General features: G+C 69.6%; 24 protein-coding genes. 10 read left to right on the forward strand and 14 right to left on the reverse strand.

Annotated elements, in window-relative coordinates; genetic code table 11:
* Positions 1–69 precede the first annotated feature (69 nt).
* On the forward strand, positions 70–1,440 hold the full coding sequence (locus CK500_RS03090; protein WP_095635795.1) for a geranylgeranyl reductase family protein: 1,371 nt from the start codon (positions 70–72) through the stop codon (positions 1,438–1,440).
* A 94-nt stretch (positions 1,441–1,534) separates the two neighbouring features.
* Positions 1,535–1,723 (forward strand): hypothetical protein, encoded by a 189-nt coding sequence (locus tag CK500_RS03095; RefSeq protein WP_095635796.1) that lies wholly within the window; start codon positions 1,535–1,537, stop codon positions 1,721–1,723.
* 65 nt (positions 1,724–1,788) lie between these two features.
* Here CK500_RS03095 and CK500_RS03100 read toward each other — a convergent pair whose 3' ends face one another.
* From CK500_RS03100 to CK500_RS03115, 5 genes are all read right to left on the reverse strand, one after another.
* Positions 1,789–3,066, reverse strand: a complete 1,278-nt coding sequence (locus CK500_RS03100; RefSeq protein ID WP_095635797.1) for an amidohydrolase — start codon at positions 3,064–3,066, stop codon at positions 1,789–1,791.
* 86 nt (positions 3,067–3,152) lie between these two features.
* Positions 3,153–3,437: a DUF6360 family protein gene (locus tag CK500_RS03105; RefSeq protein WP_095636235.1), complete on the reverse strand. Its 285-nt coding sequence runs from the start codon at positions 3,435–3,437 to the stop codon at positions 3,153–3,155.
* 82 nt (positions 3,438–3,519) lie between these two features.
* Positions 3,520–3,942: a universal stress protein gene (locus CK500_RS03110; RefSeq protein WP_095635798.1), complete on the reverse strand. Its 423-nt coding sequence runs from the start codon at positions 3,940–3,942 to the stop codon at positions 3,520–3,522.
* Positions 3,943–3,983: 41 nt separating this feature from the next.
* A complete protein-coding gene (locus CK500_RS17155; RefSeq protein ID WP_158224022.1) occupies positions 3,984–4,124 on the reverse strand; it encodes a hypothetical protein in 141 nt (46 codons plus the stop codon).
* The gene (locus tag CK500_RS03115; RefSeq protein WP_095635799.1) at positions 4,117–5,922 is read right to left on the reverse strand and encodes a nitrite/sulfite reductase; all 1,806 of its coding nucleotides are present in this window, start codon (positions 5,920–5,922) and stop codon (positions 4,117–4,119) included. Before CK500_RS03115 ends, CK500_RS17155 begins: the two co-directional genes overlap by 8 nt.
* A gap of 756 nt (positions 5,923–6,678) precedes the next feature.
* On the opposite strand from CK500_RS03115, the gene nasA (CK500_RS03120) reads away from it, so the two are divergent.
* The 3 genes from nasA (CK500_RS03120) to CK500_RS03130 all read left to right on the forward strand — a co-directional run bounded on the left by nasA (CK500_RS03120) (position 6,679) and on the right by CK500_RS03130 (position 13,085).
* A complete protein-coding gene (nasA, locus tag CK500_RS03120; RefSeq protein WP_095636236.1) occupies positions 6,679–8,793 on the forward strand; it encodes an assimilatory nitrate reductase NasA in 2,115 nt (704 codons plus the stop codon).
* 219 nt (positions 8,794–9,012) lie between these two features.
* The gene (gene nasA / locus CK500_RS03125; protein ID WP_095635800.1) at positions 9,013–11,187 is read left to right on the forward strand and encodes an assimilatory nitrate reductase NasA; all 2,175 of its coding nucleotides are present in this window, start codon (positions 9,013–9,015) and stop codon (positions 11,185–11,187) included.
* A gap of 548 nt (positions 11,188–11,735) precedes the next feature.
* Positions 11,736–13,085, forward strand: a complete 1,350-nt coding sequence (locus tag CK500_RS03130) for an MFS transporter (RefSeq protein ID WP_095635801.1) — start codon at positions 11,736–11,738, stop codon at positions 13,083–13,085.
* A 27-nt stretch (positions 13,086–13,112) separates the two neighbouring features.
* Here CK500_RS03130 and CK500_RS03135 read toward each other — a convergent pair whose 3' ends face one another.
* On the reverse strand, positions 13,113–13,445 hold the full coding sequence (locus CK500_RS03135) for an uS10/mL48 family ribosomal protein (protein ID WP_095635802.1): 333 nt from the start codon (positions 13,443–13,445) through the stop codon (positions 13,113–13,115).
* A 203-nt stretch (positions 13,446–13,648) separates the two neighbouring features.
* Here CK500_RS03135 and CK500_RS03140 point away from each other — a divergent pair, with 203 nt between their 5' ends.
* Positions 13,649–14,095: a bis(5'-nucleosyl)-tetraphosphatase gene (locus CK500_RS03140; RefSeq protein WP_095635803.1), complete on the forward strand. Its 447-nt coding sequence runs from the start codon at positions 13,649–13,651 to the stop codon at positions 14,093–14,095.
* A 54-nt stretch (positions 14,096–14,149) separates the two neighbouring features.
* Positions 14,150–15,169, forward strand: coding sequence for a DUF5787 family protein (locus CK500_RS03145; protein ID WP_095635804.1), 1,020 nt, complete (start codon positions 14,150–14,152; stop codon positions 15,167–15,169).
* A gap of 6 nt (positions 15,170–15,175) precedes the next feature.
* Here CK500_RS03145 and CK500_RS03150 read toward each other — a convergent pair whose 3' ends face one another.
* Entirely contained in the window at positions 15,176–18,253 is a 3,078-nt protein-coding gene (locus CK500_RS03150; RefSeq protein ID WP_095635805.1) for an FAD-binding and (Fe-S)-binding domain-containing protein, read from the reverse strand.
* Between the two features lie 173 nt (positions 18,254–18,426).
* Between CK500_RS03150 and CK500_RS03155 the strand changes: the two genes are divergently transcribed.
* The 3 genes from CK500_RS03155 to CK500_RS03165 all read left to right on the forward strand — a co-directional run bounded on the left by CK500_RS03155 (position 18,427) and on the right by CK500_RS03165 (position 21,673).
* Positions 18,427–19,020 (forward strand): LUD domain-containing protein, encoded by a 594-nt coding sequence (locus CK500_RS03155; RefSeq protein WP_095635806.1) that lies wholly within the window; start codon positions 18,427–18,429, stop codon positions 19,018–19,020.
* Positions 19,013–21,247 (forward strand): LUD domain-containing protein, encoded by a 2,235-nt coding sequence (locus CK500_RS03160; protein ID WP_095635807.1) that lies wholly within the window; start codon positions 19,013–19,015, stop codon positions 21,245–21,247. The genes CK500_RS03155 and CK500_RS03160 overlap by 8 nt, the downstream gene beginning before the upstream one ends.
* Positions 21,248–21,370: 123 nt before the next feature.
* On the forward strand, positions 21,371–21,673 hold the full coding sequence (locus tag CK500_RS03165; protein WP_095635808.1) for a PRC-barrel domain-containing protein: 303 nt from the start codon (positions 21,371–21,373) through the stop codon (positions 21,671–21,673).
* A 28-nt stretch (positions 21,674–21,701) separates the two neighbouring features.
* On the opposite strand, the gene CK500_RS03170 is transcribed toward CK500_RS03165, so the two are convergent.
* The 7 genes from CK500_RS03170 to CK500_RS03200 form a co-directional block, all read right to left on the reverse strand.
* Positions 21,702–22,025, reverse strand: a complete 324-nt coding sequence (locus CK500_RS03170; protein WP_095635809.1) for a DUF5789 family protein — start codon at positions 22,023–22,025, stop codon at positions 21,702–21,704.
* Positions 22,026–22,129: 104 nt separating this feature from the next.
* On the reverse strand, positions 22,130–22,546 hold the full coding sequence (locus CK500_RS03175; RefSeq protein ID WP_095635810.1) for an MPN domain-containing protein: 417 nt from the start codon (positions 22,544–22,546) through the stop codon (positions 22,130–22,132).
* A gap of 22 nt (positions 22,547–22,568) precedes the next feature.
* Positions 22,569–23,261, reverse strand: coding sequence for a hypothetical protein (locus tag CK500_RS03180; RefSeq protein ID WP_095636237.1), 693 nt, complete (start codon positions 23,259–23,261; stop codon positions 22,569–22,571).
* A gap of 91 nt (positions 23,262–23,352) precedes the next feature.
* Complete coding sequence (locus CK500_RS03185; protein ID WP_095635811.1) at positions 23,353–23,949, reverse strand: amphi-Trp domain-containing protein; 597 nt, start codon at positions 23,947–23,949, stop codon at positions 23,353–23,355.
* 57 nt (positions 23,950–24,006) lie between these two features.
* Entirely contained in the window at positions 24,007–24,459 is a 453-nt protein-coding gene (locus CK500_RS03190; RefSeq protein WP_015910125.1) for a DUF5804 family protein, read from the reverse strand.
* A gap of 73 nt (positions 24,460–24,532) precedes the next feature.
* Positions 24,533–25,276 (reverse strand): HU family DNA-binding protein, encoded by a 744-nt coding sequence (locus CK500_RS17850; RefSeq protein WP_233138693.1) that lies wholly within the window; start codon positions 25,274–25,276, stop codon positions 24,533–24,535.
* A 112-nt stretch (positions 25,277–25,388) separates the two neighbouring features.
* On the reverse strand, positions 25,389–26,591 hold the full coding sequence (locus tag CK500_RS03200; RefSeq protein WP_095635812.1) for a methionine adenosyltransferase: 1,203 nt from the start codon (positions 26,589–26,591) through the stop codon (positions 25,389–25,391).
* Between the last annotated feature and the right edge of the window lie 3 nt (positions 26,592–26,594).

Raw genomic sequence — 26,594 nt, forward strand, 5'->3', positions numbered from 1 at the left:
ACGTGTCGGTCCGAAAGCGACCGAATCGGGAACAAAGAGTTTTGCCACAGGGGCGACCACGCACGTGGTATGAGCATCGACGAGTACGACGTCGTCGTGGCGGGCGCCGGGACCGCCGGCTGTTACGCGGCCGCGACGATCGCGAACGAGGGGCTCGACGTCGTCATCGTCGAGCGGAAGGACGCGGAGGAGGCCGGCCACATCGCCTGCGGGGACGCGCTGAAGGGCGCCGACGCCTTCCCGGAGGCCATCCCGAAAGACCGGCTGGAGCCGGCGTTCACGAACACGGGCGTCGACCACGGTCGCTTCGAGATCCCGCAGGAGGACACGGTCCTCGAAATTCCCGTTCCGGGCGAGCTCGCCGTCATCGACCGGTGGGAGTACGGGCGACAGATCATCTCGGGCGCCGAGGACGCCGGGGTCGACTTCCACTACGACACCGTGATCAACGACGTGATCCAGACCGACGGCGGTCGGGTCACGGGACTGCGCGCGAAGCGCAAGGGCGACCCGGTCACCTACGAGGCGGACATCGTCATCGACGGCGCCGGGGCGCTGTCGCTGTTACAGGACAAGGCGGACTTCGAGGGGACGACGTTCGACACCAACGTCCGGTACTCGCAGTTCTGCTCGGCGTACCGCGAGATCGTCGAGGTGCCGGAGCCGGTCGAGTGGGACGACGCCCTCGTGTTCAAGGCGACCGACCGCGCCGCGGGCTACCTCTGGTACTTCCCGCGGACGAGCACGGAGATCAACGTCGGGCTCGGGTTCCAGATGAACGAGGAGCCGATGCAGCTCGTCGAGGCGCTGAAACGCGACCTCCGGAACCGCGACGAGTTCGCGGGCGCCGAGGTCAAAGACAAGCTCGGGGCCGCGCTCCCCACCCGTCGCCCGTACGACTCGGCGGTCGCGCCGGGGTACATGGCGGTCGGCGACGCCGCGGGCCACGTCAACCCGACCACCGGCGGCGGCATCGCCGGCGCGGCGTACGCTGGCAAGTACGCGGGCGAGCAGGCGGTGAAGGCGGTCTCCGACGGCGACGTGAGCGAGGAGAACCTCTGGCGGTACAACACCCGCGTCATGGACCACTTCGGCGGGCGATACGCCGGCCTCGACGTGTACAACGTGCTCTCGACCGCGGTCGACGTCGACGACCTGATGGGGCTGCTCTCGGCGCTCCCGGGCGAGAAGCTCGCGGAGGCGCTGTACGAGGGGTCGACCTCGATGTCCTTCGGGCTGAAGGTGAAGGCCGCGATCAAGAGCTTCGGGTACTGGGGGACGATCCGGAACTTCTACCAGACGAAGACGCTCGCGGACGAGCTGCTCGGCCACTACGAGTCGTATCCGACCAGCCCCGCCGCGATGGCGAACTGGACCAGCGAGCGCGACGCGATCATGGACCGGATCTACGAGACGACCGGCGCCGACGCGAAGTACTGAGTCGCGCCTCTCGCCCGACTGACGAGTCGGACGCCTCTCGCCCGGCCGATCCGGCGAACGCTTTTGTCTCGCGGCTCCGTTGGTCGAAGGACCGATGGGACTGTTCACCGAACTCGGCCGGCAGGTGGAGACGTTCAAGCAGACCGCGAAGAACGCGGCCGAAAACGCCGAGACGTTCCGGTGCCCTGCCTGTGACGAGCGGTTCGACGACCCGCACGATCACTGCCCCGAGTGCGGCGAGGAGATGACGGAGTCGACGGAAGGGACGGAAGCGACGGAGTAGCCCCCTCCCCCCGCGCCGGTCATCGGGCCGCCTGTCGCGGCTCCGCGTCGCTCCCGCGCTCCGTCTCAGGGCCGCGTCTCGGCGACCCGGCGAATCGCGCCCGCGAGCACGTCGATCCCGACCGCGATGTCGCCCTCGACCACGTCGAACGTGCTCGTGTGGTGGCCGCCGGGGTGGTCGGTGCCGACGCCGACGTAGCAGGCGAGGCCGCCGCGCTTCTGGACCGACTGCATCAGGTACGTCGCGTCCTCGGACCCGCCCAAGTCGGCGCTGTCGACGATCTCCGTGACCCCCTCCACTCCGCTTGCGACCTCGCCGACGATCCCGGCGAGCGCGTCGTCGCTCGTCGCGCTGGGCGCCTCTCCCTTCGTGGAGACCGCGACCTCGCAGTCGTGCATCCCGGCGGCCGACTCTAAGACTCGGTCGGCGTGATCGGACATGTACTCGGCGAGCTCAGTCGTCGCGCCGCGGAGTTCGCCCTCGATGAGCGACTCCTCGGGGATGACGTTCGTCGCGGTCCCCCCGCCGACGATCCCGGCGTTCACCCGGGTCGGGCCGTCGGCGTGCCGGGGGATCGCGTAGAGGTTCTGGACCGCCGCGGCCATCGCCTGCACCGCGTTCCGGCCCTGCTCGGGACGCGCGCCCGCGTGGGCCGGCTCGCCGGTGAACTCCGCGAGGAAGTGGCGCACGGCGAGGAACCCGTCGACGCCGCAGACGACCTCGCCGGAGGGGTGATCTAAGCCGACGTGGACCGCATAGAGGTAGTCCACGTCGTCGAGGTGTCCCGACTCCGCCATCGGCTTGCCGCCCGCGACCTGCTCTTCGCCCGGCTGGAAGAACACCTTGAGCGTGCCGGAGAAGTCGGAGTCGAGCACCGCGTCGAGGGTCCCGAGCCCCATCGTCGCGTGCGCGTCGTGGCCGCACGCGTGCATGTACCCCTCGCGCTCCGACCGGAACCCCTCGGCGGCGGGGACGTGGTCGGCGTCCGCGGACTCGGTCACCGGGAGGGCGTCGATGTCGACGCGAAGCCCGATCACGGGACCGGGCCCGCGTTCGGCGACCGCGACGCAGCCGGTGTACCCTCCGGAGAGCCGGTCGACGATCTCGGGGTCCGCGCCCGCATCGAGTGCGCGCTGTTCCCATTCCGCGAGCTCCTCGTCGTCGGGGACGTTCATGCGGTCGTCGGTCGCCAGCGCGTCCGGGCCGACGTGTAGCTCCGTGAGGTCGCGCTCGCGGAGTTCCTCCACGATCCGGGCGGTGGTGTAGAACTCGCGCCACGCGGGCTCGGGGTGGCGGTGCAGGTCGCGGCGGAACGCGCGGTACGCGTCGTCGAGAGCGCTCATACCGGTGGGAGGCCGCGATCGGGCTTAAACGATCGCGTGACGGTGCGACTCGCTCGTTTCGCGCTCCCCGCTCCGAGGTCGGCCTCTCAGTCGTCCTCGCCCTCCTCCACCCGGTCTGCGTACCGCGTCAGCGCGGCCGCGACCGTCCGGGCCTGCTCGGGCGTGAGGTCGACCCTGTCGGCGTGGTTCGGAAGGCGATCGATATCGAGGCCGTCGAGTTCGAACTGCAGTTCGACGCGGTCGGAATCGCCGTCCGATGCGGTGACGTTCAACACGCCTGAGCCCTCCTCGGTCCAGTCGTAGCCGACGGCCGCCCCGTCGACGAGGTCCAGCGTGGTGTACGCGGTCACCGACGTGATCCGCTCGTTCATGCCCGGCCGGACGGCGGGAAGCGACATGGGCCTTCCGGCCGGCGTGAGAAACGGCGGCCCCGAACTACTCGGGCGTCCGGAACTACTCGGGCGTTCGCACCGTGAACACGGGCACGTCGGCGGTCCGGACGACCTTCTCGGCGACGCTGCCGAGCAGGTACTTCTCGATCCCGCTGCGTCCCCGGGTCCCCATGACGATCATGTCGGTCTCGCTGTCGGCGTACTCGGTGATCTTCGCGTGGGGGTCACCATCTTCGATCCGCGTGACCACCTCTACGTCCTCGTCGCTCAGCCGCCGTTCGAACTCCTCTATCACCTCCTCGCCCTCGGCGCGGAGGGAGTTGACGTTCTTGCTGCCGCCGGCGCCGACGCCGGCGTACGTCGTGTTCACGACGTAGAGGACGTGGACCCGCGCGTCGAAGGCCTCCGCCTGACTCACCGCGTGGGGGAACGTCCGCTTCGATGCCTCGCTGCCGTCGGTCGGGAACAGAATTTCGTCGTACATCTATTGAACAGAAGTGGATTTACGGTCGCGTCGTCCCCGAGTTACCAGCCGAACAGCTCCGGCGCGACGTCAGCCGACGCGTGTTGGGCGCGGTCCCCTGCGGGGTCCTCGGTACCGGTCGTCGGCTCCTCGGTTGCGGTCGCGGCGTCGTCCGTCCTCGGACCGATCGCGTGATCAGTCATCCGACGAGGCCACCCCCGGATTCGCGGCCGTCGTGCCGTCCTCGGCGAACGGGTACCAGGACTGCTTCGCGTCGGTGAGCGTCGGGTCCGCGTAGTCGGTCTCCTCGGGCTCGCACAGCGCCGCGAGCGTCTCGTTGTCGGTCGCGTCCGCCCACTCGCGGAACGTCTGTCCCGGCTCGCGGCGCTCCGCGAACGCCTCGATCAGGTTGCGGATCGCGCCGGGGGCCTCGTCGGCGGGCACCCGCTGTTGGACGTAGTCGACGAACGAGGGCTCCTCGCCCATGCCGCCGCCGACGCCGATGTCGACCGCCTCGACCATCTCGCCGTCCTTCCGCGCCCGCATGCCGAGCAGGCCGATGTCCGCCGTGTTTGCCTGGCCGCAGTCGGCGGTACAGCCGGAGAAGTGGATCTTCAGCTGGTCGACGTCCGCCGGCAGGTCGACGTTCTCCCGGAACCAGCGGAGCATCGTCGCCATCCGGGTCTTGGTCTCGACGAGCGCGATCGAGCAGAACTCGGTGCCGGTACAGGCCATCGCGCCGCGGACGAACGGGTTCGGCTCGGGGCGGTGCTTCGCGAGCAGCGGCTCCGCGAGGAGGTCGTCGACGTCGTCGGGCTCGACGTCGACGATGATGGGGTTCTGCCGGCGGGTGAGCCGGACTTCGCCCGACCCGTACTCGTCGGCGAGGTCGGCGAGCTCGATCGCCTCCTCGGCCGGCAGCCGACCGACGGGGACGCTCAGGCCCACGTACCGCCGCCCGTCGCCCTGCTCGTGGACGCCGGTGAAGTCCTTCTTCCCGTCGTCGTCGGTCGCTCCGGCGTTGTACGTGTACTCGTTGCGGATGTCCTCGCCGGCGGTCCGTAGGTCGGCGTCGACGTACTCCTCCTCGAGCAGGTCGCGGATCCACTCGGTGCCGTGCTCGTCGACGAAGAAGCGCGAGCGGTTCTTCGCGCGGACCTGCCGGTCGCCGTGGTCGTGGTACAGCTCGACGAAGCCGCGGACGACCTCGTACGCCTCGTCCGGGGTCACGAACACGTCGAGCGGGCGAGCGACCCGCGGCTCGCGACCGCCGAGCCCGCCGCCGACGCGCACGTTGAAGCCGAGCGTCTCCTCGCCGTCGCCGGACTCCGTCCGGCTGCCCGTCGAGGTTCCCTCGACGCTGTCGATCTCCTTTTCGGCGGGTTCGAGGCCGATGTCGTTGATCGCGTCCTGCGCGCCGCCCTCGGGGGTCCCGGAGATGCTGATATTGAACTTCCGGGGCATGTTGCTGAGGGCGTCGTCGCCGCGGATCTCCTCCTGGAACCGTTCGAGCAGCGGGAGCGTGTCGATCACCTCGTCGGCGTCCTTGCCGGCGACCGGGCTGCCGGAGATGTTCCGCATCGTGTCGCCGCCGGACGACCGGGTGGTCACGCCGACCGACTCCAGTTTCTCCCAGATCTCCGGGATGTCCTCGAGCTTGATCCAGTGAAGCTGGATCGACTGCCGCGTCGTCAGGTCGATCCACCCGTCGCCGAACTCGGGGTTCGACACCGGCCCCGACGCGTAGTCGCGGGCGACCTCGGCGATCGCGCGGAGCTGCCCGGGCTCTAAGATCCCGTTGGCGTTCGTCAGCCGCATCATGAAGTACCCCTCCTGGCCCGAGCGCTGGTGGAACACCCCCCAGAACTTGAACCGGGTGAACCACTTCTCGCGCTCGTCTTCCGGGATCGACTCGAACCCGGTCTCTGCGAACTCCAAGAGCTTCTCCCGCACTTCGTCGCCGTACATCTCGGATTTCCAGTCCTCCTTTTTGTTGGCCATCAGCGATCGACCTCCTCGTTGGTCCGGAACCGTTTCGCATCTATATTGGCCGAATGGTGGGTCATCTCGGTTAGAAATTTATAGGACACCATAAAATAGTTCGGCTTTTATAAAATCACAAAATAAGGCTGATAACGGAGCGATCGAAAAGACGGCCGCCAGAGCGAGATATATTTCCATCTCTAAGGAGAGAAATTATATATGCGGTAGCGAAGGCAGACAGAAATTCACGAATGCAAATCCGGCCGCGGATCGACTCGGATCGAGGTTGCCTCGGCCCGGTTCGGAGGTGCGGATCGGGCGAACTTGTCGAGGTCGGTGTCGATCTCGCGGGCCGCGTTCGCGGCGAGGGTCGTTCGTCGGGGACGGGCGCCCTTCGAGGTGGGAAGCTGTCCGGGGTGGGAGCCCGTTCGAGAGGAGTGCCTCGATCTCGATCGAGGCGGGGATCGATCGGGATAGCCCCGCCTCGCGTGTGCTGGCGCCTGGCACCGCGTGTGCGTCCGACACTCGCTCGCACGAGCGTGTGCGTGTTTATTTAGAAATAAACCGAATAACTAGCCGTTCTTTTTTGAAACACCGCTAATTTATCCATACCAAAACAGTTATACTGGTAATCAGGTATGTAGTATTCAGAAAGCAACTGATGCCACACTACGTGTGCGGGCCACCTATTTCGGACCGGTCACGGATCGGAACCGCCGGCGGATCGGCCGCTTCGGCGCGGCGCGGAATCACCACAGCGGAGTCGCACCGCCGATGAGCGAGTGGACGCCGACGACGTGTATGCGGTGTGCGGTCGGCTGCGGGCACCTCCAGCAGGGGTACACCAACAACTACGGGCTCGACACCGTCCGCGGCGACGCGTCGCATCCGGTCAACCGCGGCCTCGCCTGTCACCGCGGGGTCAGCGAGACCGCGGACCCCGACGGGGACTGGCTGACGCGACCGCTTATCAGGGAGGACGGCACCCTCGTCCCCACCAGCTGGGAGACGGCGATCGGCACCGTCGTCGAGCACATCGAGGACGCGCTCGCCGAATCGCGTGACGGCGTCGCGGTGTTGGGGAGCGGGCAGCAGACGAACGAGGCGGCGTACGCGCTGGGGAAGCTGGCGCGCGGCGGCTTCGGCACCCGCTACTACGACGCCAACACCACCCTCTGTATGGCGTCGGCCGTCACCGCCTACTACCAGGCGTTCGGGAGCGACGCGCCGCCGCCGACGTACGAGGACATCCCCGACGCCCGGACCCACGTGATCTGGGGCGCGAACCCCGCGGTGGCGCATCCGGTGATGTACCGGTGGATCGCCGACAGCGCGAGCGACGACGACAGCGAGCTGATCGTCGTCGACCCCGTCGAGAGCGAGACCGTCGACGACGCCGACCTGCACGCGCAGGTCGACCCCGGAACCGACCTGGCGTTCGCCCGGGCGGTGTTGGCGCAGGTCGTCGCCGACGGCGGCGTCGACCGCGAGTTCGTCGCCGAGGCGACGACCGGGTTCGAGGCGACGGTCGACTCGCTGCCGCCGGTGCGGGAGGCGGCCGAGGCCGCCGGCGTCACGGTCGAGACGGTCGAGCGCGTCGCCGACGCCCTCACGGACCCGACGCTGGTGTACTGGGGGATGGGCGTCAACCAGAGCGTGCAGGGGACCGCGACATCGCGGGCGCTCATCGACCTCTGTCTCGCGACGGGGAACCTCCGGCCCGGGAGCGGCCCCTTCTCGCTGACCGGACAGGCGAACTCGATGGGGACCCGCGTCTGCTCGTCGAAGGGGACGTGGCCCGGCCAGCGCGAGTTCACCGATCCGGAACAGCGGCGGTTCATCGCGGACGCGTGGGGAATCCCCCGGGAGCGACTCCCGGACGACCCGGGGCCGGGACCGGTCGGCATCGTCGACGCCGTCGCGGACGGGCCGCCCGAGGTGTGCTGGACGGTGGCGACGAATCCGGTCGCGGGGATGCCGGACGCGAGCGAGGTCGAGAGCGCCCTCGAGGACACCTTCCTCGTCGCGCAGGACGCCTTCCGGACCGAGACCGTCGAGCTGGCGGACGTGGTGTTGCCGGCGGCGACGTGGGGCGAGTCCGAGGGGACCGCCACCAACATGGAACGGCGGGTCTCGCGGGTCCGCGCCGCCACGGAGACCTCCCCAAAGATCAAACAGGACCTCGACATCATCGTCGCGATCGGCGCCGCGATCGACGGGGAGCTGTTCCCGCGGCACGCGGTCTCGCCGGAGTCGGTGTTCGACGAGCTGCGCGAGCTGACGGCGGGGACGGCCGCGGACCTGTCGGGGATCTCGTACGACCGGCTGGAGGCGGAGCTCGCGGTCCGGTGGCCCGCCCCGTCGCCGGACGAGGAGGGCGGCTACCGCTACGTCGAGGAGGACGGTTGGGAGTTTCCCACGCCGTCGGGTCGCGCGCGCTTCTCGACCGGGACCCACGACGGCCTCGCCGAGCCGACCGACGACGAGTTCCCGCTGACGCTGACGACCGGTCGCCAGGCCGACGCGTACAACACCGGCGTCCGGAGCCGCGGCGCCGAGACCGACGCGCCCCCGACGGCGCGGATCCATCCGGAGACGACGCTGGAGTACATCGAGGCGTTCGACCGGGGGACGACGGTCGTCTCGTCGCGGCGGGGGTCGGCGACGATCGCGGTCAACCCGGACGACGGCGTGCCGAAGGGGGTGGTGTGGCTGCCGATCCACCACCCGGCCGTGAACGCCCTCACGCTCCCGGTCGTCGATCCCGAGTCCGACGAGCCGAACCTCAAGCAGTGCGCGGTCGACGTGCGGGCGCCGCAGCGGTCGAACCCGTTGGTCCACGAGGGGCAGCCCACCGTGGACGGCGAACCCGCCGCGACGGACGACTGATGGCCGACCCGTCGCCATTCAGCCGGCGTTCGGTCGCCCCGTCGGGCCGGGTTACCGGGCCGGCGCCGAGCGCCCGGCGACAGTATACTACACGGTTGTTCATGCGAAAAAAGAATTATCCCGGATGAGGGGAAACGGAGAGCCAGACCGATCCGAGAACAGCACACGAATGTCCGTTAACACCTACTCGATCGAGACGATCACGCAGCGTACCCGCCAATGACTGATCGTAAGCCGACGACCTGTATGCGATGCGCGGTCGGCTGCGGCTACCGACAGCGCGCCGGCGACGGCGGGGATCTCGTCGAGGTTCGCGGCGACGACGACCACCCGACGAACGGGGGCGAGACCTGCAGCCGCGGGGTCCGCGAGACGGTCGATCCGAGCGGCGAACGACTGACCCAGCCGCTGATCCGGCGCGGCGGGACGCTCCGGCCGACCGACTGGGACACCGTTCTCGGAACCGTTTCGGTGCGGATCATCGAGGCGCTCAGGAACGGCAACGACAACGTCGCGGTGTTGGGGAGCGGGCAGCAGACGAACGAGGCGGCGTACGCGCTGGGGAAGCTGGCGCGCGGCGGCTTCGGCACCCGCCACTACGACGCCAACACCACCCTCTGTATGGCCTCGGCGGTGCAGGCGTACATGCAGGCGTTCGGGAGCGACGCGCCGCCGCCGACCTACGAGGACGTTCCCGACGCCGAGACCCACGTGATCTGGGGCGCGAACCCGAAAATCGCCCATCCCGTGCTGTATCGCCGGATCGCCGACAGCGCGAGCGACGACGGCGGCGAGCTGATCGTCGTCGACCCCGTCGAGAGCGAGACGGCGGCCGACGCCGACCTGCACGTCCGCCCTGAGCCGGGGACCGATCTGGCGCTGGCGCGGGCCGTGCTCGCGCGGGCCGTCGACGACGACCTCGTCGATCGGGAGTTCGTCGAGCGACACACCGAGGGGTTCGAGGCCGTGGTCGGATCGCTGCCCGACGTCGACGTCGCGGCCGAGACCGCCGGCGTCTCCGTCGATCGGATCTCCGAGCTGGCCGCGGCGTTCGACGCTCGGACCCTCGTCTACTGGGGGATGGGCGTCAACCAGAGCGTGCAGGGGACCGGAGCCGCCCGCTCGCTGATCGACCTCTGTCTGGCCACCGGAAACCTCGGGCCCGGCAGCGGCCCCTTCTCGCTGACCGGACAGGCGAACTCGATGGGGAACCGCGTCTGCGCGTCGAAGTCGTCGTGGCCGGGGTACAGACCGTTCGGCGACACGGCGCACCGCAAGGCGATCGCGAACGCCTGGGACGTTCCCCTGAGCCGGCTCCCCGACTCGTCCGGCCCGGGGTTCGTGCGGATCATCGACGAGCTGGCGCGCGACAACGTCGACGTCTGCTGGACGGTGGCGACGAACCCGGCCGCGGGGATGCCCGACGCCAACCACGTCGAGAGCGCGCTCGAGGACGCGTTCCTGATCGTCCAGGACGCGTTCCGCTCCGACACCGTCGAGCTGGCGGACGTGGTGTTGCCGGCGGCGACGTGGGGCGAGTCCGAGGGGACGGTGATGAACATGGAACGCCGGGTCTCGCGGGTCACGGCCGCCCGAGAGCCGCCGGACGGCGTTCGACAGGACGTAGACATCATCGGCGCCGTCGCCGACCGCATCGTCCCCGAGCTGTTCGAGTCGACGCGCCTCGATCCGGAGGCGCTGTTCGACGAGGTCGCCGCCCTGACGCGCGGCACGACGGCCGACCTCTCCGGGATCTCCTACGGGCGGCTCTCCGAGGACCTGGCCGTCCGGTGGCCGGCCTCGGACGAGACCGCCGAAGGCGGGTACCGGTACTACGCCGGGGGCTCCGAGGACGACGGCGACGCGGGGGGCGTCGGCGCCGCGGCCGCCGGCGTCCCCGACGGCGACGGCCCGTGGTCGTTCCCGACCGACTCGGGCCGAGCGCGGTTCTCGAACGCGTCCCACGGGGGGATCCCGGAGCCGATCGACGAGGCGTACCCCCTCACGCTCACCACCGGTCGGCGTCCGGACGCGTACAACACCGGGGTCCGGACCCGGCCCGACGGCGACGACGAGAGCGCGACGGCCGCGCGGATGCACCCCGAGACGATCGCCGACAACCTTCGGGCGTTCGACCGGGGCGAGACGGTGATCGAGTCCCGTCGCTCCGCGGTGACCGTCCGGGTCGCCCCCGACGCGGACGTGCCGCCGGGGCTCGTCTGGCTCCCGGTCCACAACCCGGCGACGAACCGGCTCACGCTGTCCGCCGCGGACCCCGACTCGGCCGAGCCGAACCTCAAGCAGTGCGCGGTCGCGCTGCGGGCCCCCGACCGCATGGCCACCGAGATCGTCGGCGGTTCGGGCCAGCCGAACGGGACCGGCTCCCACCCCTGACCGGGCTCGCCCGCCGCCGATCGCGTTTTGCTACCCGTTCGCGTCGTCTCTTACCTCCATGCCTGGCGCCGTCCGTGACGAGCCGAGTCGAAACGCTCGTCTGACGACCGGGCCTCCCACCGTCGACCGGCGTGTCCGTGGGTCGTGTTCACATGCAATCGCGATTAAAGAACTAAAACAGATCAGCGAGCGGTCCGAGGTAGATTCGTTCTTCCGAGAATATGTGAATAACGTTCGGATTTTTTTAATTTCATTTTCGTCTAAGAGAATAATTCTCTATAAGCGCGCTTCTTGGGAATGGTACAGCACGCAGTCCTAAAAATAATTATTTGTCAACCGATCCGTTTATTAATATCTGGTATGTGTTGTTGTCTTGTACGAAATACCATGTTCACCCAATTCAATCCGCAATTGGTGTGCGATCCGGGTTCCGTTTCGGTCGAACTCTCGGCGCGCGGTGTCCTCCGGGGCGAGAGCTCGGTCGATCGGGCGATCGTGTCCGGCGAGCGTGCCGGTTCCTTGGACCGTTCGACCGGAGGTGACTCGCGGTGAAAGCGACCGACCTGCTGTACGGGAAGTACCGGAACCTCATCCTCGCGACGGCAATGTTCAACCTCGGGTTCGTGATCTGGTTCTCGTTCGCGCCGTTCACCGGCGGCATCGCCGAGGAGTTCGGCCTCTCGGTCCAACAGCTCGGGATCGTGGCGAGCGCGGCGGTGATCGCTGTCCCGCTCGGTCGGATCGTCATCGGACCGCTGACCGACCGGTTCGGGGCGAACGTCACGGGCGGCGTCACGCTCGTGACCGTCGGGACGTTCGCGATCGTCAGCGCGTTCTCCCAGACGTACGAGGTGTTCATCGGGTCGCGGATCGTCGCGTCGCTGTCGGGGATCACGTTCGTCATCGGGATCCAGCACGTCGCCGAGTGGTTCGAGGAGGAGAACCTCGGCACCGCCGAGGGGATCTTCGCCGGGATCGGCAACGCCGGGGCGGGACTGGGGGCGTACTTCACGCTCCCGCGGATCTTCGGGGAGGCCTACGCGGACCCGATCTTCGGCTCCGCGTTCCTCGCCACCTCGTCGAACTGGCGGGCGGCGTTCTTCTACACGGGCGTGCTCGCCGTGCTGCTCGGGACCGTCTACTACGTCTTCGGGGCGGCCGCGAAGAGCGAGGCGAAGCGGGAGGCGACGAAGGCGGGCGTGAGCTGGGACCAGTGGCGGTTCATCGCCACCCGCTACGGCGCCGTCGTCCTCTCCGTGGCGTACGTGATGACGTTCGGGCTCGAACTCGCGATGAACGGCTGGCTCGGGACCTACTACCGCGAGGCGTTCGGCCAGGGCGACGTGGTCATCGCGGCGACGTTCGCCGCCTCCTTCTCGGTCGCCGCCGGGCTCTTACGCCCCATCGGCGGGTACGTCAGCGACCGCGTCGCGCGCAACGAGACGGAGCTGCTCCCCTTCTTCGAGGGGCAGTACCGCAACCAGTGGACGTTCGCCACGCTGTCGTTCGTCGTGCTGTCGATGTTCGGCATGACGCTCGCCGGCCTGACCGGGAACATCTACGTCGCCGTCGGCGCCGGCTTCCTCGTGGGGGTCGGCTGCGCGTTCTCCGAGGGCGCGATCTTCGCGCAGGTGCCGGCGATGTTCCCCGACAACTCCGGGTCGGTCGCAGGGATCGTCGGCGGGATCGGCACGGTCGGGGGCGTCGTCTACCCGCTCGCCTTCTCCGCCGCGTTCCTCCCGAACCTCCACGTCGGCTACGCGATCGTCGGCGCGTCGATGATCCCAATCTTGGCGCTCACGGCGTGGGTGTTCCAGCCGAAGGTCGCGGAGCGCGCGAACGACGACGGGTGGTTCGTCTCCGGCGAGCGGATCGTCGCGACCGGCGACGACGACTGAGTCGCCGGCTTCGCGGGGGGTCGAAGCTCAGTCGCGACGGTGCCCGAGCGGCTTCTTCTGGTCGACCTCAACCTCGACGTGGATCGAATCGGGGAAGTCGCGGGCGACGACCTCGCGGGCGATGTCGTCCGAGCCGTGGATCTCCATCGAGCGCTTGTACACGTCGTAGCTCCACGGCGAGAACTCGTCGCCGGCGCGGAGCCGCTTGTAGAGGGGGACGCGGACGGTCTCCGCCGGCGTGGCGTGCGGGCCCTTACACTCGGCGCCCTTGCGTTCGAGCGTCGATTTGAGCTCCTGGACGGTCTCGGCGAGCACGTCGCGGTCGCCGGACGCGAAGGAGAGTTTCGTGACGAAGGTCATGGCTGGGGGTCGTCCGGGTATGGTCGCCCGAGGAGTAAAAACGCACCTACCGAGCGCGGGCGCTACATCCACCGCCGAGGGGGCTGTATAAAAACCACGACGCCGGAGTCTAACGCCGCGCAGATCGGTCGAAGAGGGCCGTAACGCCCGGTGCGTTCGCGACTCCGACACCCTCTTTAGGGGTGGTTGCTTACCTGACGCTAATGACGGTCGAAGCGACAAGCGCTGGAGCCATCCTCTTCCGCGACACCCGCGGCGAACGGGAGTACTTGCTCCTGAAGAGCCGGCCGGGGGACTGGGAGTTCCCCAAAGGCGGGGTCGAGGGGGACGAGGAGCTCCAGCAGACGGCGATACGGGAGGTCGGCGAGGAGGCCGGGATCGAGGATTTCCGGCTGATCGACGGCTTCCGCAAGGAGTACGACTACGTGTTCGAGGCGAACGGCGAGACCATCCACAAGACGGTCCACCTGTTCATCGCGCGCTCGTTCGAGGCGAGCGCCGAGATCTCGAACGAGCACCGCGACCTGCAGTGGCGCGACTACGACCAAGCGCTCAACACGATCACGCAGAACGGCCCCCGGGAGATCCTCGAGGACGCCCACGAGTACCTCGACGAGCGGAAAGACGAGGAGACGGGCGAGTACGTCTGACTCCGAGGCGACCGTGACGATTCGCTTTTCATCCGGGCGTCGACGACTCCGGCCGTGACTCCGGACGCCGAGTTCGGCTACGAGCTCCTGGTCTGTCGGTACGCCGAGCTCGCGTGGCACCCGAGCGACGACCCCCGTCCCGCGATCGTCTCCCGCCAGCTCGGCACCGAGGATCGCCGGTGGGACACGGTCGTGATCGAGGTCGACCCGGCGGCGTTCGCGGCCCGGCGCGCGTTCGGCGACCGGACCATCGACTCAGACCTCCTCCACGTCGTGCGCCACGCCCCCGCCGAGTGGGCGTGGTACCGCGACGCGCTCCCGCACCCCGGCTACCCGTGGCGCTACGTCCGGCAGGCGGTCCACCGGGCCGCGGGGCGGGACCTGATCGAGAAGCGCCGTCGGAACAACCGGATCCAGCTCCGTCGGAAGCGACCGTACCCGGACTGGGTCGAGCGGATCGTCGCGGTCGAGAACAAGCCCGACTTGGACCGCTCCGCGGCCGACCGGCTCGCCGACCAGCTCGTCCACGACGTGGAGACCGGCCTCGCGGACGAGGCGTGGCTCGCCACCGAGACGACCGGCGAGTGCGTCGAGCCGGCCCTGCTCCGCGAGATGCCCGTCGAGGCCGGCATCCTCGCGACCGACTTCTCCGCGGGGGTCCACGCCGACGCGGCCGACGTGGCGTGGCACCCGAGCGATCTGGGTCCCGCGGGCGGCGAGCGCCGCGACCCCGAGACTGAGACGCTCCGGCTGGAGATCGCCGAGCGCGCCTACGGGAAGGGGTGGCGCTCCTTCGCCGACACGATGCGGCCGGACTGCCGGCACTTCGAGCTCCGGCGGGAGGACCGCGCGCTCGTCCCGTACTGCGCGGCCAAGGAGAAGGTGCCGACCGGGAGGGAGTGTTCGGGCTCCTGTCCGGAGTTCTCGCCCGAGCCGCCCCAGTGGCGCACGAAGGGGTGGCCGATCGAGGGCGGTCCCGGGAAGGGGGTCGAGCTGGTCTTAGACCGGCGGCGGGAGCGGGAGCGCGACCGGGTCGCCGACGGCGGCGGCGACAGCGACGGCGACGACGAGTAGGTCCGCCTACGCCAGCGCCGCCGCCAGCTTCTCGACCGGGTGCGGCGGCTCGTCGGCGGCGCCGTCGCGCTCCTTCAGCTGGCTCCGGCAGGAGGCGCCGGGGGCGACGACCTCGTCGCCGTCGCTCTCGTCGACCTGCCCGAAGAGCGTCTCGCCGATCGCCTTGCTCATCGAGTAGTGTTCGGCCTCGTAGCCGAACGAGCCCGCCATCCCGCAACAGGAGGAGTCGAGCGGGTCGACGCCGTACCCCGCGCGCCGGAGCACGCCGACCGCGTGGTGGTCCTTCTTCGTCGCCTTCTGGTGGCAGTGGCCGTGGTAGGTGAGCGACTCCGTGGGCGCGTCGAGGTCGATCCCCTCGTCGAGCCGGTGGGCGTCGACGTACTCCATGACCCCGTACGTGTTCCCGGACACCGTCGCCACGTCGGCGTCGGGCACGTCGCTGGCGTCGCCGTCGAGCAGGTCGTGGTAGTCGCTCTGGAGCATCACGGCGTCGGTGGGCTCGACGACGACGACCTCCCAGCCGTCCCTCACGTCCGGCGCGAGCGTCTCGACGGCGTCCCTCGCCGCCGCGCGCGACTTCTCCAACATTCCCTTCGAGTGGGGCGGGCGCCCGCTCCCGTCCACGTCCGGAATCTTGACGTGGCAGTTCGCGGCCTCCAACACCCGCACCGCGGCCTTCCCGGCGCCGGGGTTCGTGTAGGTGGTGTACACGTCGGGGAAGAGGAGGACGTCGCGGTCGGCCTCGGCGCGGGGGACGCCGGCGCCGCCGCGGGCCTCGAACCAGTCGGTCAGGCTCTCCGAGCGGAACGTGGGGAGGTCCCGCTCCTTCGCGATCCCGAGGACCTTCTCCGCGAGGAGCCCGGCGCCGGGGAGCTTGTTCGGGAGGTTCGAGAGGGGCGCGAGCGCCGAGCCCAGCGGCGCCAGCCGCTCGAAGTTCCCGAGCAGCCGCGTCCGGAGGTCGATCCCGTGCTCCTCGTGGTGGGCGTGCTCGACCTCGGCCTTGAGCTTCGCCATGTCGACGCCGCTCGGACAGTCGACCTTACAGCCCTTACAGCCGACGCAGAGGTCCATCACCTCGGTGACGAACTCGTCGTCGGTCGGGTCGTCCGGGAGCTCGCCGTTCATCGCCCCGCGGAGCATGTTCGCCCGGCCGCGGGTCGCCTGGATCTCCTCCTCGGAGGCGCGGTAGGTCGGGCACATCACGCCGCCGGTGGTCTCCTGCGGGCCGCGACACCCCCCGCAGCCGTGACAGAGCTCGACCATCCCCTGCATCCCGTTGTCGATCGCCCACTCCATCGCGGGGTCGAAGCCGGCGTCGTACTCGTACTCCGAGTCGAACCGGAGGTTCTCGCGCATGTCGAAGTCGCCGCAGACGTTCCCCGGGTTGAGGAGCCAGTCGGGGTCGAAGGCGGTCTTCAGCTCGCGGAACGACTCCCAGAGGTCGTCGCCGTACAGCTTCCGGTTCCACTGGGTCCGGGCGCGGCCGTCGCCGTGTTCGCCGGAGACCGACCCGCCGAGCCGGACCACGGCGTCGGTGACGCGGTCGGCGATGTCGACCATCGCGTCCACGTCGTCGACGTCCTTCGTGTTGATCAGCGGGCGGACGTGGAGCACGCCCGGCCCGGCGTGCGCGTAGAACGTCGCGAAGGTGTCGTTCTCCTCGAGGATCGACTGGAACTCGCGGGTGTACTCCGGGAGGTGCTCGGGCGGGATCGCGCAGTCCTCGATGAAGGAGATGTGCTTCTCGTCGGTGGTGCGCGACAGGAGGATCGGGAGCCCGGCCTTGCGCATCTTCCAGAACCGGTCGCGCTTCGCGGGATCGTGCGCCTCCATCGCGTCGACCGCGCGGCGGGGCTGGCTCGTCGTCTCGGCGGCGCCCTCCCGGGGGTCGGCCTCCGTCTCCGGGACGACCGCGTCCGCGTCGCCGCCCTCGCCCACCCGGTCCGCGACGAGGTCGGCGACCTTCCGTTTCCCCTCGGCGTCGCTGTCGGCGTAGAACTCGACGAGGAGAACGGAGTCGGTCCCCTCGGGCAGCATGCCGACGACCTCCTCGAACTCCGGCGTGTCGGCCGCGAGGCCCAAGAGCACGTCGTCCATCACCTCGACGGCGGCGGGGTCGTGTTCGAGGATCGGCGCCACGTCCTCCATCGCGTCCAGCAGATCGTCGTAGGTGAGCAGCGCGACCGCCTTTGTCTCCGGAATCTCGACGAGCGAGACGGTCGCCTCGGTCACCGTCGCGAGCGTCCCTTCGCTGCCGGCCATGAGCCGCCCGAGGTTGACCACGCCCTCCTGGCCGTACTCGCCGCGGTGCTCGGCGAGCAGCCGGTCGAGGTTGTAGCCGGAGACGTTCCGCTTCATCTCGGGGTAGCGCTCGTCGATCGCGTCCGCCTCGTCGTCGAGGATTCGGACGATCTCGGCGTGGATCCGCGGGAGGAGATCGTCCGCGTCGGGGTCGGCCGACTCGCGCAGGTCGTCGACGGCGACCTCGCCGAAGGTCGTCACCGTCCCGTCGGCGAGGACGACCTCGACCTCTTCCACGTAGTGGTCAGTCTTTCCGTACTTCAGCGAGTGCGACCCGGTGGAGTTGTTGCCGATCGCGCCGCCGATCGCGGACTTGTCGCGCCACGCCGGGTCGGGCGCGAACTTCAGCCCGTGGGGTTCGACCGCGGCGTTGAGGTCGCCGACGTACGCCCCCGCCTGCGCCCGGGCGGTCCCGGCGTCCGGGTCCGTCGACAGCACCTCGTCCATCGAGTCGGTGAGGTCGAGGACGACCGCCTCGTTGACGGTCTGGCCCGCGAGCGACGTGCCGCCCCCGCGGGGCAACACCGGGATCCCCTCCTCGTAGCAGTACTCGTGGACCGCCGCCACGTCCGCGGTCGACTCCGGCATCACGACCCCGATCGGCGTGACCTCGTACGCCGAGGCGTCGGTCGCGTACAGCCGCTTCGAGTAGTCGTCGAACCGCACGTCGCCGTCGACCCGGGACTCCAGCGCGTCCACCAGCTCCGGGCGCTCGGTGCCGCCCCCGGTGTAGTCGAAGTCTCCCCCCTCCCGCGGATCCGGGTCCGGCGTGTTGGTTGCCATGCGAGACCTTCACGGTCGAACTATGAAAAATCTCCTGACACCGCAGTGACCGCCGGAAGGCGACACCGGTCGAGAGGGCGTTCGCCGGCGGCGGCGAGAGATGAGAGAGACGACCTGTCCCGGCGCGCGAGAGCCGGCACAACACCCATATATATTCCGTTGAATGATGACGTATGTCAGTCGCCGACCGCTCGACGTTCAAGCGCCGTCTGGACGACCTCGGCGTGACCGTCACCGAGGGGGCCGCGAGCGAGTGCGCGGACCTGATCGACGAGGCCGCCGGCGACCCGGCGGTCGGCGTCGCGCTCGGTGACGGGGTAGCCGCCGACGGCGATGCGACGGACGCGACGGACGCGACCGTCGCGCTCCCCGACCGGATCGAGACCGATCCGACCACGGCCGAGCTCCGCGCGGCCCACACCGGCGTCACCGACGCGGAGCTCGGCGTCGCCGCGTACGGGAGCGTCGCCATCGAGGCCGACCGCGCCGGCACCGAACCGGTGAGCCTCTTCGTCGACCGCCACGTCGTCGTCCTCCGCGAGGTTGACCTCGTCCCGGACATGCCGGACGCGTTCGAGTGGCTCGGCCCGAGGGCGCGCGACGGCTCGGCCGACGTGGTGTTCGCCACCGGGCCGAGCGCGACCGCCGACATGGGCGGGCTCGTCCACGGAGCGCACGGCCCGAAGGAGGTCCACGTGGTACTGTTGCGGGAGGACAGCGAGGACGACGGGAAACCGGCGGACTCCGAGGTGACCGGCGATGAGTAGCGACGCCGCGAAGGCCGATCGCATCCGGGAGCTGATGGCGACCGAGGGCGACGCGGTCGCCGAGAACACCCGCGGGTTCAACGAGGGGCGCTACGAGTCGACCGGGCGGCTCGACGACTACGAGGCGCTGAAAGAGCAGGCCCGCGCGATCAAGGAGGACGCGATCGGCCGGCTCCCGGAGCTGATCGACGAGGTGACCGAGGCGGTCGAGGCCAACGGCGGGACCGTCTACGTCGCCGACGACGCGGCCGACGCGAACCGGTACATCACGGAGCTGACCGCCGAGGAGCGCGACGCAGACCGCCTCGTGAAATCGAAGTCGATGACCTCCGAGGAGCTCGAGGTGAACGAGGCGCTCGAAGCCGAGGGCGTCGAGGTGGTCGAGACCGACCTCGGCGAGTGGGTGCTCCAGCTCGCCGACGAGGCCCCCTCGCACATCGTCGCGCCGGCGATCCACAAGTCCCGCGAGGGCATCTCGGAGCTGTTCGCGGAGCGGTTCGACCTCGACGACCCGCCGGAGACCGCTGAGGAGCTCACCATGTTCGCCCGCGAGCGCCTCGGCGAGCTGGTCGAGGACGCCGACGTGGGGATGACGGGGGCGAACTTCATCGCCGCTGACTCCGGCACCATGCTGTTGGTCACCAGCGAGGGCAACGCCCGGAAGTCGGTGACCGCGACCGACACCCACGTCGCGGTCGCGGGCGTCGAGAAGCTGGTCCCGACCGTCGAGGACTTCTCGCCGTTCGTCGAGCTGATCGGGCGCTCGGGGACCGGCCAGGACGTGACCTCCTACATCTCGACGCTGACCCCGCCCGTCGACTCGCCGGTGCCGGACTTCCAGGACGACGGGGAGCCGCTCGCCGACGGCTCGGGCGACGACCGCGACTTCCACCTCGTGTTGATCGACAACGGGCGCATGGCGATGCGCGACGACGAGGAGCTGAAGGAGACGTTATACTGCATCCGGTGTTCCGCCTGCTCGAACGCGTGCGGCAACTTCCAGAGCGTCGGCGGCCACGCGTTCGGCGGCGAGACCTACTCCGGCGGCATCGCCACCGGCTGGGAGGCGGGCATCGAGGGGCTCGACGTGGCCGCCGAGTTCAACGACCTCTGTACCGGCTGCTCGCGCTGCGTCCCGGCGTGTCCCGTCGGGATCGACATCCCGTGGATCAACACGGTCGTCCGCGACCGGATCAACCGCGGCGAGGTCGACTCCCGCCAGACCGACTGGCTCTTCGAGGAGCTGGTCCCCGACGAGGAGCCCGCCGGGCTCGACCTGGGGACGCGGGTCGTCGGCAACTACGAGACGGTCGCGAAGCTGGGGAGCCTCACCGCGCCGATCGCGAACCGCCTCGCCGACGCCGGCCCCCTCCGCGCGCTCGCCGAGCGCGTGACCGGGATCGACCGCCGGCGCGACCTCCCGGAGTTCGCGAGCGAACCGCTCGTCGACTGGTTCGAGCGCCGGGGCGGCCCGGCGGTTCCGGCGGACGAGGCCGCCAGAGAGGCGGTCCTCTACCCCGACACCGCGACCAACTACGTCGACGTCGACCGCGGCAAGGCGGCGGTGCGCGCGCTGGAGGCGCTCGGCGTTCACGTCGAAGTCCCGGACCTCCCCGGAAGCGGGCGCCCGCCGCTCTCGCAGGGGATGGTCTCGACCGCGACGGCGGCGGCCGAGGACGCGTACGCCGGGCTCGCCCGCCACGTCGACGCCGGCCGCGACGTGGTCGTGATCGAGCCGAGCGACCTCGCGATGTTCCGGCGCGAGTACGAGCGGCTCCTCCCGGAGGCGTCGTTCGAGCGCCTCGCCGACGCGAGCTACGACGTGATGGAGTACTGCTTCGGCCTGCTGGAGAACGGCGGCGACCCGGCCGCGCTCCGAGCGCCGGCGGAGGGGACGGGACCGGTGGCCTCGGGGAAGCGGGTCGCCTACCACCCGCACTGTCAGGCGCGGACGATCGGCGTCGGCGAGCACGCGACCGCGGTGATGGAGCGGCTCGGCTACGACGTGCGCGTCTCCGAGACGGAGTGTTGCGGGATGGCCGGCTCGTTCGGCTACAAGACGGACTACTACGAGCTGAGCATGGACGTGGGCGAGCCCCTCCGCGAGCAGTTCGGGGACAGCGACCGGACCGTCGTCGCGTCCGGCACGTCCTGCGGCGAGCAGCTGGACGCCCTTCTCGAGTCGTCGCCGATGCATCCGGTGGAGCTGATCGCGCCGCGGGAGTAAGCCGGATCGGCGCCCGAGAGGGGACCGCCCTGGCGCCCGCGACGCGGCCGCCCCGCCCGCCCCGTCTGACGGGCGTCGTTCGACAACGAACGCTTAATAGGCGCGCTCGTGACCGTATCGCATATGAACGCTGCTCCGGAGGAGATTACGTCTCTCGTCGGTCGCGAGGTGTACTCGAACAACGGCGTCTTCGTCGGCGAGATCGAGGACGTGCGCCTCGATCTGGACGCGCAGGCGGTGACCGGGCTCGCGCTCGCGGAACTCAATCACGAGCTGTTCGCCGGGCGCGTTGACGGGAACACGGGCGTCATCGTCCCGTACCGCTGGGTCCGCGCCGTCGGCGACGTGGTGCTGATCAACGACGTGATCGAACGGCTCGACACCGGGAGCGACGAGTCCGAGGCCGAGGCCGAACTGGAGGTCTGACTCCGCGCGCGTCTCCGGTCCCCGCCCGTCAGAAGGGGAGCGCGTCCCGCAGGCTCGTCAGGAACCCGCCGCCCTCCCGCCGCTTGCGGTCGAACACCGGGTACAGCGCGTCGAGGAACTCCGTCTCGTTCTCGAACCGGGTCTCCGGCACCTGATCGAGCGCCTCGCCGAGCGTGACCGTCCGCCCCTTGGCGTCGTACGGGATCTCGTCGTCGCCGAGGGCGTCGCGGATCTTCTCGGCCGTCGCCGGGAACGACACGTCAGCCTCCTCGATCCGTTCGTCGAGCACGGCGATGCCGAACTCGATCGCGTCCGGCTCAGAGGATCCGCCGCCGGGTGGGCGTGCTGCCATCGCGGGTCGGTACTCGCTCGGGACGTTTTAAACCCATGTTCGTCGACCGCGTCGGCCGGGGAGGGGGCGTCGGCGAGGCCTCCCGATCGGCACCGCGGACGCCGTCACTCCGGGAGCGACTCCTCCGGCGGCGCCGCGTCGAGGACCGCCAGTTCGATCCCGTCGCCGGCGCGGTCGAACGCGGCGACCGCGTCGTCGTCGTACGGCGGGACCGCCACGAGCACGACCGCCGCGAGGTCGTCCGTCTTCGACACGCCGAGGAAGCCGTCGGGGTGCGAGACGAACCGCGCGCCGCCCCGGCCGGCCGGCGTCCCGAGGTCGACGCCGAACACCGCGTTCACCGACCCGCCGACGCCGGCGGGCGTGAAGTGGGTCAACACCGGCGTCTCCGGGTCGAGGCCGGTCTCCTCGTCGAACTCACCTGCGCGCGTCGCCGAGAGCCGGAGGCTCGTCTCGTCGGGATCGTTCTCGGCGCCCTGTTCGAGTAGCACCGTCAACAGGTCGCGCGTGACGTGGATCACGGGCACGCGGGTTCCGACACGGTCAGATCCCGAGCGCCGACCGCAGGGTCTTCGCGTACAGCCCGGGCGCCTTGCGGCGCGACCCGGAGAGCGCGTCCTCCACGGCGAGCGCGGCTCGCTCGTCCACGCCGACGCCGTGGCCCACGCGGACTCGCTCCGGGTTCAGCCCGGAGAGCGCCTCCGTCGGCGGCGTCAACCGGAGCATCGGGTGGACGCCGAGCCGCTCGCGGTCGCCCCGGAAGTACGAGGCGGAGCCGAGCGACTCCGGGACGATCAGCGTCTCGCCGTCGAAGAAGCCGACCTCCTGCCACGGCGGGACCGTCGAATCCCGGATCCGGAACGCATCGAAGCCCGAGTCCGCCAGCCGCGAGCCGAACCGCTCGACCGGCGCATCGAGCTCGTCCGCGACGCCGGTCATCCAGTCGGCGACGTAGACGGGGGCGTCGTGTCGGGCCGCGATAGCCGCGCTGTCGCGCTTGTGGCGGTCGAGGCCGATCGCGACGCCCGCGACCGTGCCGAGCTCGTCGAGCAGGTCGTCGACGCCGGGCGCGTCGACCGGGTCGAACACCCAGACGTCGTCCGTCTCGCTCTCCTCGTTCGGGACCGCGACCGCGTGGCTCGCGCGCTCCATCCCCTCGTCCGGGTACGCGATCCAGCCCACGCCGCTGCCGAAGCGATCGATCTCGTGGAGCGCCGCGTCGCCGTCGCCTTTCATTCCCATGGTACGTATTCGGCCCGGACCCATTTCAACCCGTCTCCGGCGGACCCCGGAACCGTCTCCGAGACCGACCGGTGGCGGGTTCCGTTTATGCTCCGGAGGCGTCCTCGAACTCCCCGGTGACCGCCGCGCCCGCCGAGTTCGCCATCACGCTCCGGAGTCCCTTGAGGGCGTTGTGTTTGCGCGTGTACCCCTCGCCGCCGGTCGCGATGATGTTCCCGTTGCGATGGCGAAGGCGCCAGCGCCACTCCCCGTCTCTGCCCCGATAGACCTCGAACCGGGCCAGCGACTGCGTTCCGTCGGCCGCCTCCGCGAGCGCGGGATTCCCGTCCGCCTCGTCTGTGTCTTCCGTCTCGTCCGCTCTTTCCGTCCTTCGCGCCTCGCCCGCTTTTTCCGCCCTGCGCGCCTCGTCCGTCTCGTCGGCAGTCTCCTCGTCGGACGACACCGCGGACGCGTCGCTCGACGCGGACCACTCTAGCTCCAGTTCCAGGCTCGTCTCGTCGTCTTCGGTTTCGAGTTCGATCTCGAGCGTGAACTCGTCCGGCGTCTCGACGGTCACGGCGTCGTCGCCGTCGCCTATCCGAACGGCTCCCGCGCGAACCCCGTCGGCGACACCGCTCAGTATCGACGCGATCTCCTCGCGGTCGCCCGTCACTTCCCGTTCGTACTCGTCGCGTTCGGTCACAGCGACTGTCGACCGGGGAGGCGGATAACGTTTCGGCGACGGCGGAGCGCTCCCGACCTACCCCGAGAACTCCGACTCGCTCACCCGGACGATCACCGTCTCGTCGACGTCGCGGAGGTCGTACTCCGGCGTCTCGCCCTGCGTCCGGCGGACGTAGAGCGGTTCGACCGGGCGCCCGTCGACGAGGCCGAACACCTTCAGCCGCTGGTCGGTCTCTTCGGGGGGGACCGCGCCGTCCCGCACCTCGCGGGCGAGGTCGCGCGAGAGCCACTCGTCCGGGGAGACGGAGGGCTCGCGGACGAGCGCCTCGTCGACGAAGCGCACGAGGTACCAGTTGAGATCGTTCAACAGCGACACCGCCGCGCCGAGGCTCACGGTGTCGACGGCGACGCTGTTCTCGAAGGGCTCTTCGATCTCGTAGGTGGCGAGCGCGTCCCGGGCCGTCTCGCGGGACAGCAGTTCGTAGGTGAGGTTCACATCCGGATCGCCGAGGAGACACACCCGCGTCACACGCGAAGGGTCTCGGCGGGCGGTGAAATCGGTTGCGGTCGTGAGGGTGTCCCGAGGAACGCCCTACCAGCGATCAGTTGACCGCCTTGGAGAGTTCGGCGCCGGCCTTGAACTTGACCACGTTCTTCGCCGCGATCTTGATCTCCTTTCCGGTCTGCGGATTCCGCCCCGTCCGAGCGGAGCGCTTCGAGATGCTGAGCGAGCCGAACCCCTCGCCCAGCGACACCCTGTCACCCTTCTTCAGCGCCTTCGTCGTCGCGTTGATGAACGCGTCGAGCGCCCGCTTCGCGTCGGCCTCCGACAGCCCTCGCTCCGAGTCGCGTCGCGTTTCCCTCGCGACGTACGCCGCGTCGATCGTCACGTCGGCGTCCAGGCACTCGGCGCTGGCCTCGTCACCCCTCCCGGGGTTGAGATCGAGGGCGGCCGCGAACGCCGGACACCAGTCGAACATCACCGGCGAGCCGTCCGAACGCCCGTTTTTGGGGCGTGGACGCCCGTTTCCGGACCGCGGATTGCGTCCCGTTCGGGCGGCGCGCTTCGAGATGCTGAACGAGCCGAACCCGACCAGCACGACGCTTTCGCCCCTCGTCAGGGCCTTCGTCGCCGCGCCGATACACACGTCCAGTACCGCCCCTGCGTCCGACTTTCCGAGCCCGGACTCGCTCGCCATCGCCTCGATCAGCTCCGCCTTGTTCATCGCCGCCGCTTGGCCGGTCGTCGTCGCCAGAGCCAGTCCGAGGGCGGTCGAGAGGAGCGCGCCCCTTCGCAGCACGGTTCGACGCGAAAGCCCGCTTTGTGACGCCCCGTTCGTACCCATACCAGTGTATCGGGCCCTGAAGAGATAACCGTATTGTAAATTCAGATATTTATATCAGACGCGTCTGATATTCACACCGAGATCGGCGGCGAACCCCGCCGAAGCGGCCCGTTTAGAACGTCGACACGTCGCCGTCGATGACGCTGCGGGTCACGTCGGTGACGTCCGCCAGCTCCTCGTCGACGATGGCGACGACCTCTTCCTCGATGTCGTCGATGGCGAGCCCCTCCTCGGTGACGAGCTGCGCGTCGGCCACGTGGGGCTCGTCGATCGGGCGCCCGATCTGCGAGAGCAGCCGGACCTGCAGGTCGCGGATCCCGTCGACCTCCTCGGTGACGGACTCGGCGATCCGGGTCGACAGGAGGTTGTATATTTTCCCGATGTGGTTGACGGGGTTCTTCCCGGAGGTCGCCTCCATCGACATGGGGCGATTCGGGGTGATGAGCCCGTTCGCGCGGTTGCCGCGCCCCACGGAGCCGTCGTCCCCCTGCTCGGCGGAGGTGCCGGTGACGGTGAGGTAGACGGAGCCCTCGTCGTAGTCGTCGGCGGTGTTGACGTCGACGTGGACCTCTCGGTCGGTGCGGGCCTCGGCCAGCTCGGTGACGAACTCGCGCACGTCGCCGACGGCGGCGTCGTACTCCTCGAGGCCGTCGAGGTACCGGTCGACCATCGCCGCCGCGACGGTGATGTCGATCCGGTCGCCCTCGCGTTTGCCCATGATCTTCACGTCCGGGCCGAGCTCGGGGTGGTCGTCGTGGTAGGTCGTGTTGAGCTCGCGCTCGGCCTCGTAGACGATCTGCTCGGTCTCCGTCAGGGGCGCGTGGCCGACGCCGAAGGAGGTGTCGTTGGCCATCGGGACCTGCTGGGTCTCCTCGCCGAAGACGCCCCGGAGGTCGCCGGAGCCCTCGCCGAGCTTCGCGTCGACGATCACGTCGGTGCCGTACTCAAGCTCCGGGATCGCCTCGGCGAGGTAGTCGCGGGCGGCCGCGAGCGCGGTCGAGTCGACGGGGAGCTGCTCGCCCTCGTACTCCTTCGTGGCGCGGCCGACGATGAGCACGTAAATCGGCTCGACGACCTCGCCGCCGCCGTACGCGGGCGCGGCGCGGCCGGCGACCAGCTGCGTCTCGTCGGTGTTGTAGTGGAGCACCTTCCCGACGCGGTCCAAGTAGAGCTGCGAGAGCGCCCGCGACACCGACTCCGCGATACCGTCGCAGATCGAGTCGGGGTGTCCGATACCCTTCCGCTCGACGATCTCGACCTCCTGGTCCTCGACCGCTCGGCGATCGAGGCGACTGACCTGAATGTTCCGGTCCATTAC

Origin of the sequence: Halorubrum salipaludis, from assembly GCF_002286985.1 — an archaeon.
GTDB classification, from domain to species: Archaea; Halobacteriota; Halobacteria; order Halobacteriales; family Haloferacaceae; genus Halorubrum; species Halorubrum salipaludis.

Excerpts from the sequence above, each read along its gene's own strand:
- CK500_RS03090 (WP_095635795.1), top strand. The coding sequence starts at position 70 with ATGAGCATCGACGAGTACGACGTCGTCGTGGCGGGCGCCGGGACCGCC.
- CK500_RS03095 (WP_095635796.1), top strand. The coding sequence starts at position 1,535 with ATGGGACTGTTCACCGAACTCGGCCGGCAGGTGGAGACGTTCAAGCAG.
- CK500_RS03100 (WP_095635797.1), bottom strand. The coding sequence starts at position 3,066 with ATGAGCGCTCTCGACGACGCGTACCGCGCGTTCCGCCGCGACCTGCAC.
- CK500_RS03105 (WP_095636235.1), bottom strand. The coding sequence starts at position 3,437 with ATGAACGAGCGGATCACGTCGGTGACCGCGTACACCACGCTGGACCTC.
- CK500_RS03110 (WP_095635798.1), bottom strand. The coding sequence starts at position 3,942 with ATGTACGACGAAATTCTGTTCCCGACCGACGGCAGCGAGGCATCGAAG.
- CK500_RS17155 (WP_158224022.1), bottom strand. The coding sequence starts at position 4,124 with ATGACTGATCACGCGATCGGTCCGAGGACGGACGACGCCGCGACCGCA.
- CK500_RS03115 (WP_095635799.1), bottom strand. The coding sequence starts at position 5,922 with ATGGCCAACAAAAAGGAGGACTGGAAATCCGAGATGTACGGCGACGAA.
- nasA (WP_095636236.1), top strand. The coding sequence starts at position 6,679 with ATGAGCGAGTGGACGCCGACGACGTGTATGCGGTGTGCGGTCGGCTGC.
- nasA (WP_095635800.1), top strand. The coding sequence starts at position 9,013 with ATGACTGATCGTAAGCCGACGACCTGTATGCGATGCGCGGTCGGCTGC.
- CK500_RS03135 (WP_095635802.1), bottom strand. The coding sequence starts at position 13,445 with ATGACCTTCGTCACGAAACTCTCCTTCGCGTCCGGCGACCGCGACGTG.
- CK500_RS03140 (WP_095635803.1), top strand. The coding sequence starts at position 13,649 with ATGACGGTCGAAGCGACAAGCGCTGGAGCCATCCTCTTCCGCGACACC.
- CK500_RS03150 (WP_095635805.1), bottom strand. The coding sequence starts at position 18,253 with ATGGCAACCAACACGCCGGACCCGGATCCGCGGGAGGGGGGAGACTTC.
- CK500_RS03155 (WP_095635806.1), top strand. The coding sequence starts at position 18,427 with ATGTCAGTCGCCGACCGCTCGACGTTCAAGCGCCGTCTGGACGACCTC.
- CK500_RS03160 (WP_095635807.1), top strand. The coding sequence starts at position 19,013 with ATGAGTAGCGACGCCGCGAAGGCCGATCGCATCCGGGAGCTGATGGCG.
- CK500_RS03165 (WP_095635808.1), top strand. The coding sequence starts at position 21,371 with ATGAACGCTGCTCCGGAGGAGATTACGTCTCTCGTCGGTCGCGAGGTG.
- CK500_RS03170 (WP_095635809.1), bottom strand. The coding sequence starts at position 22,025 with ATGGCAGCACGCCCACCCGGCGGCGGATCCTCTGAGCCGGACGCGATC.
- CK500_RS03180 (WP_095636237.1), bottom strand. The coding sequence starts at position 23,261 with ATGAAAGGCGACGGCGACGCGGCGCTCCACGAGATCGATCGCTTCGGC.
- CK500_RS17850 (WP_233138693.1), bottom strand. The coding sequence starts at position 25,276 with ATGGGTACGAACGGGGCGTCACAAAGCGGGCTTTCGCGTCGAACCGTG.
- CK500_RS03200 (WP_095635812.1), bottom strand. The coding sequence starts at position 26,591 with ATGGACCGGAACATTCAGGTCAGTCGCCTCGATCGCCGAGCGGTCGAG.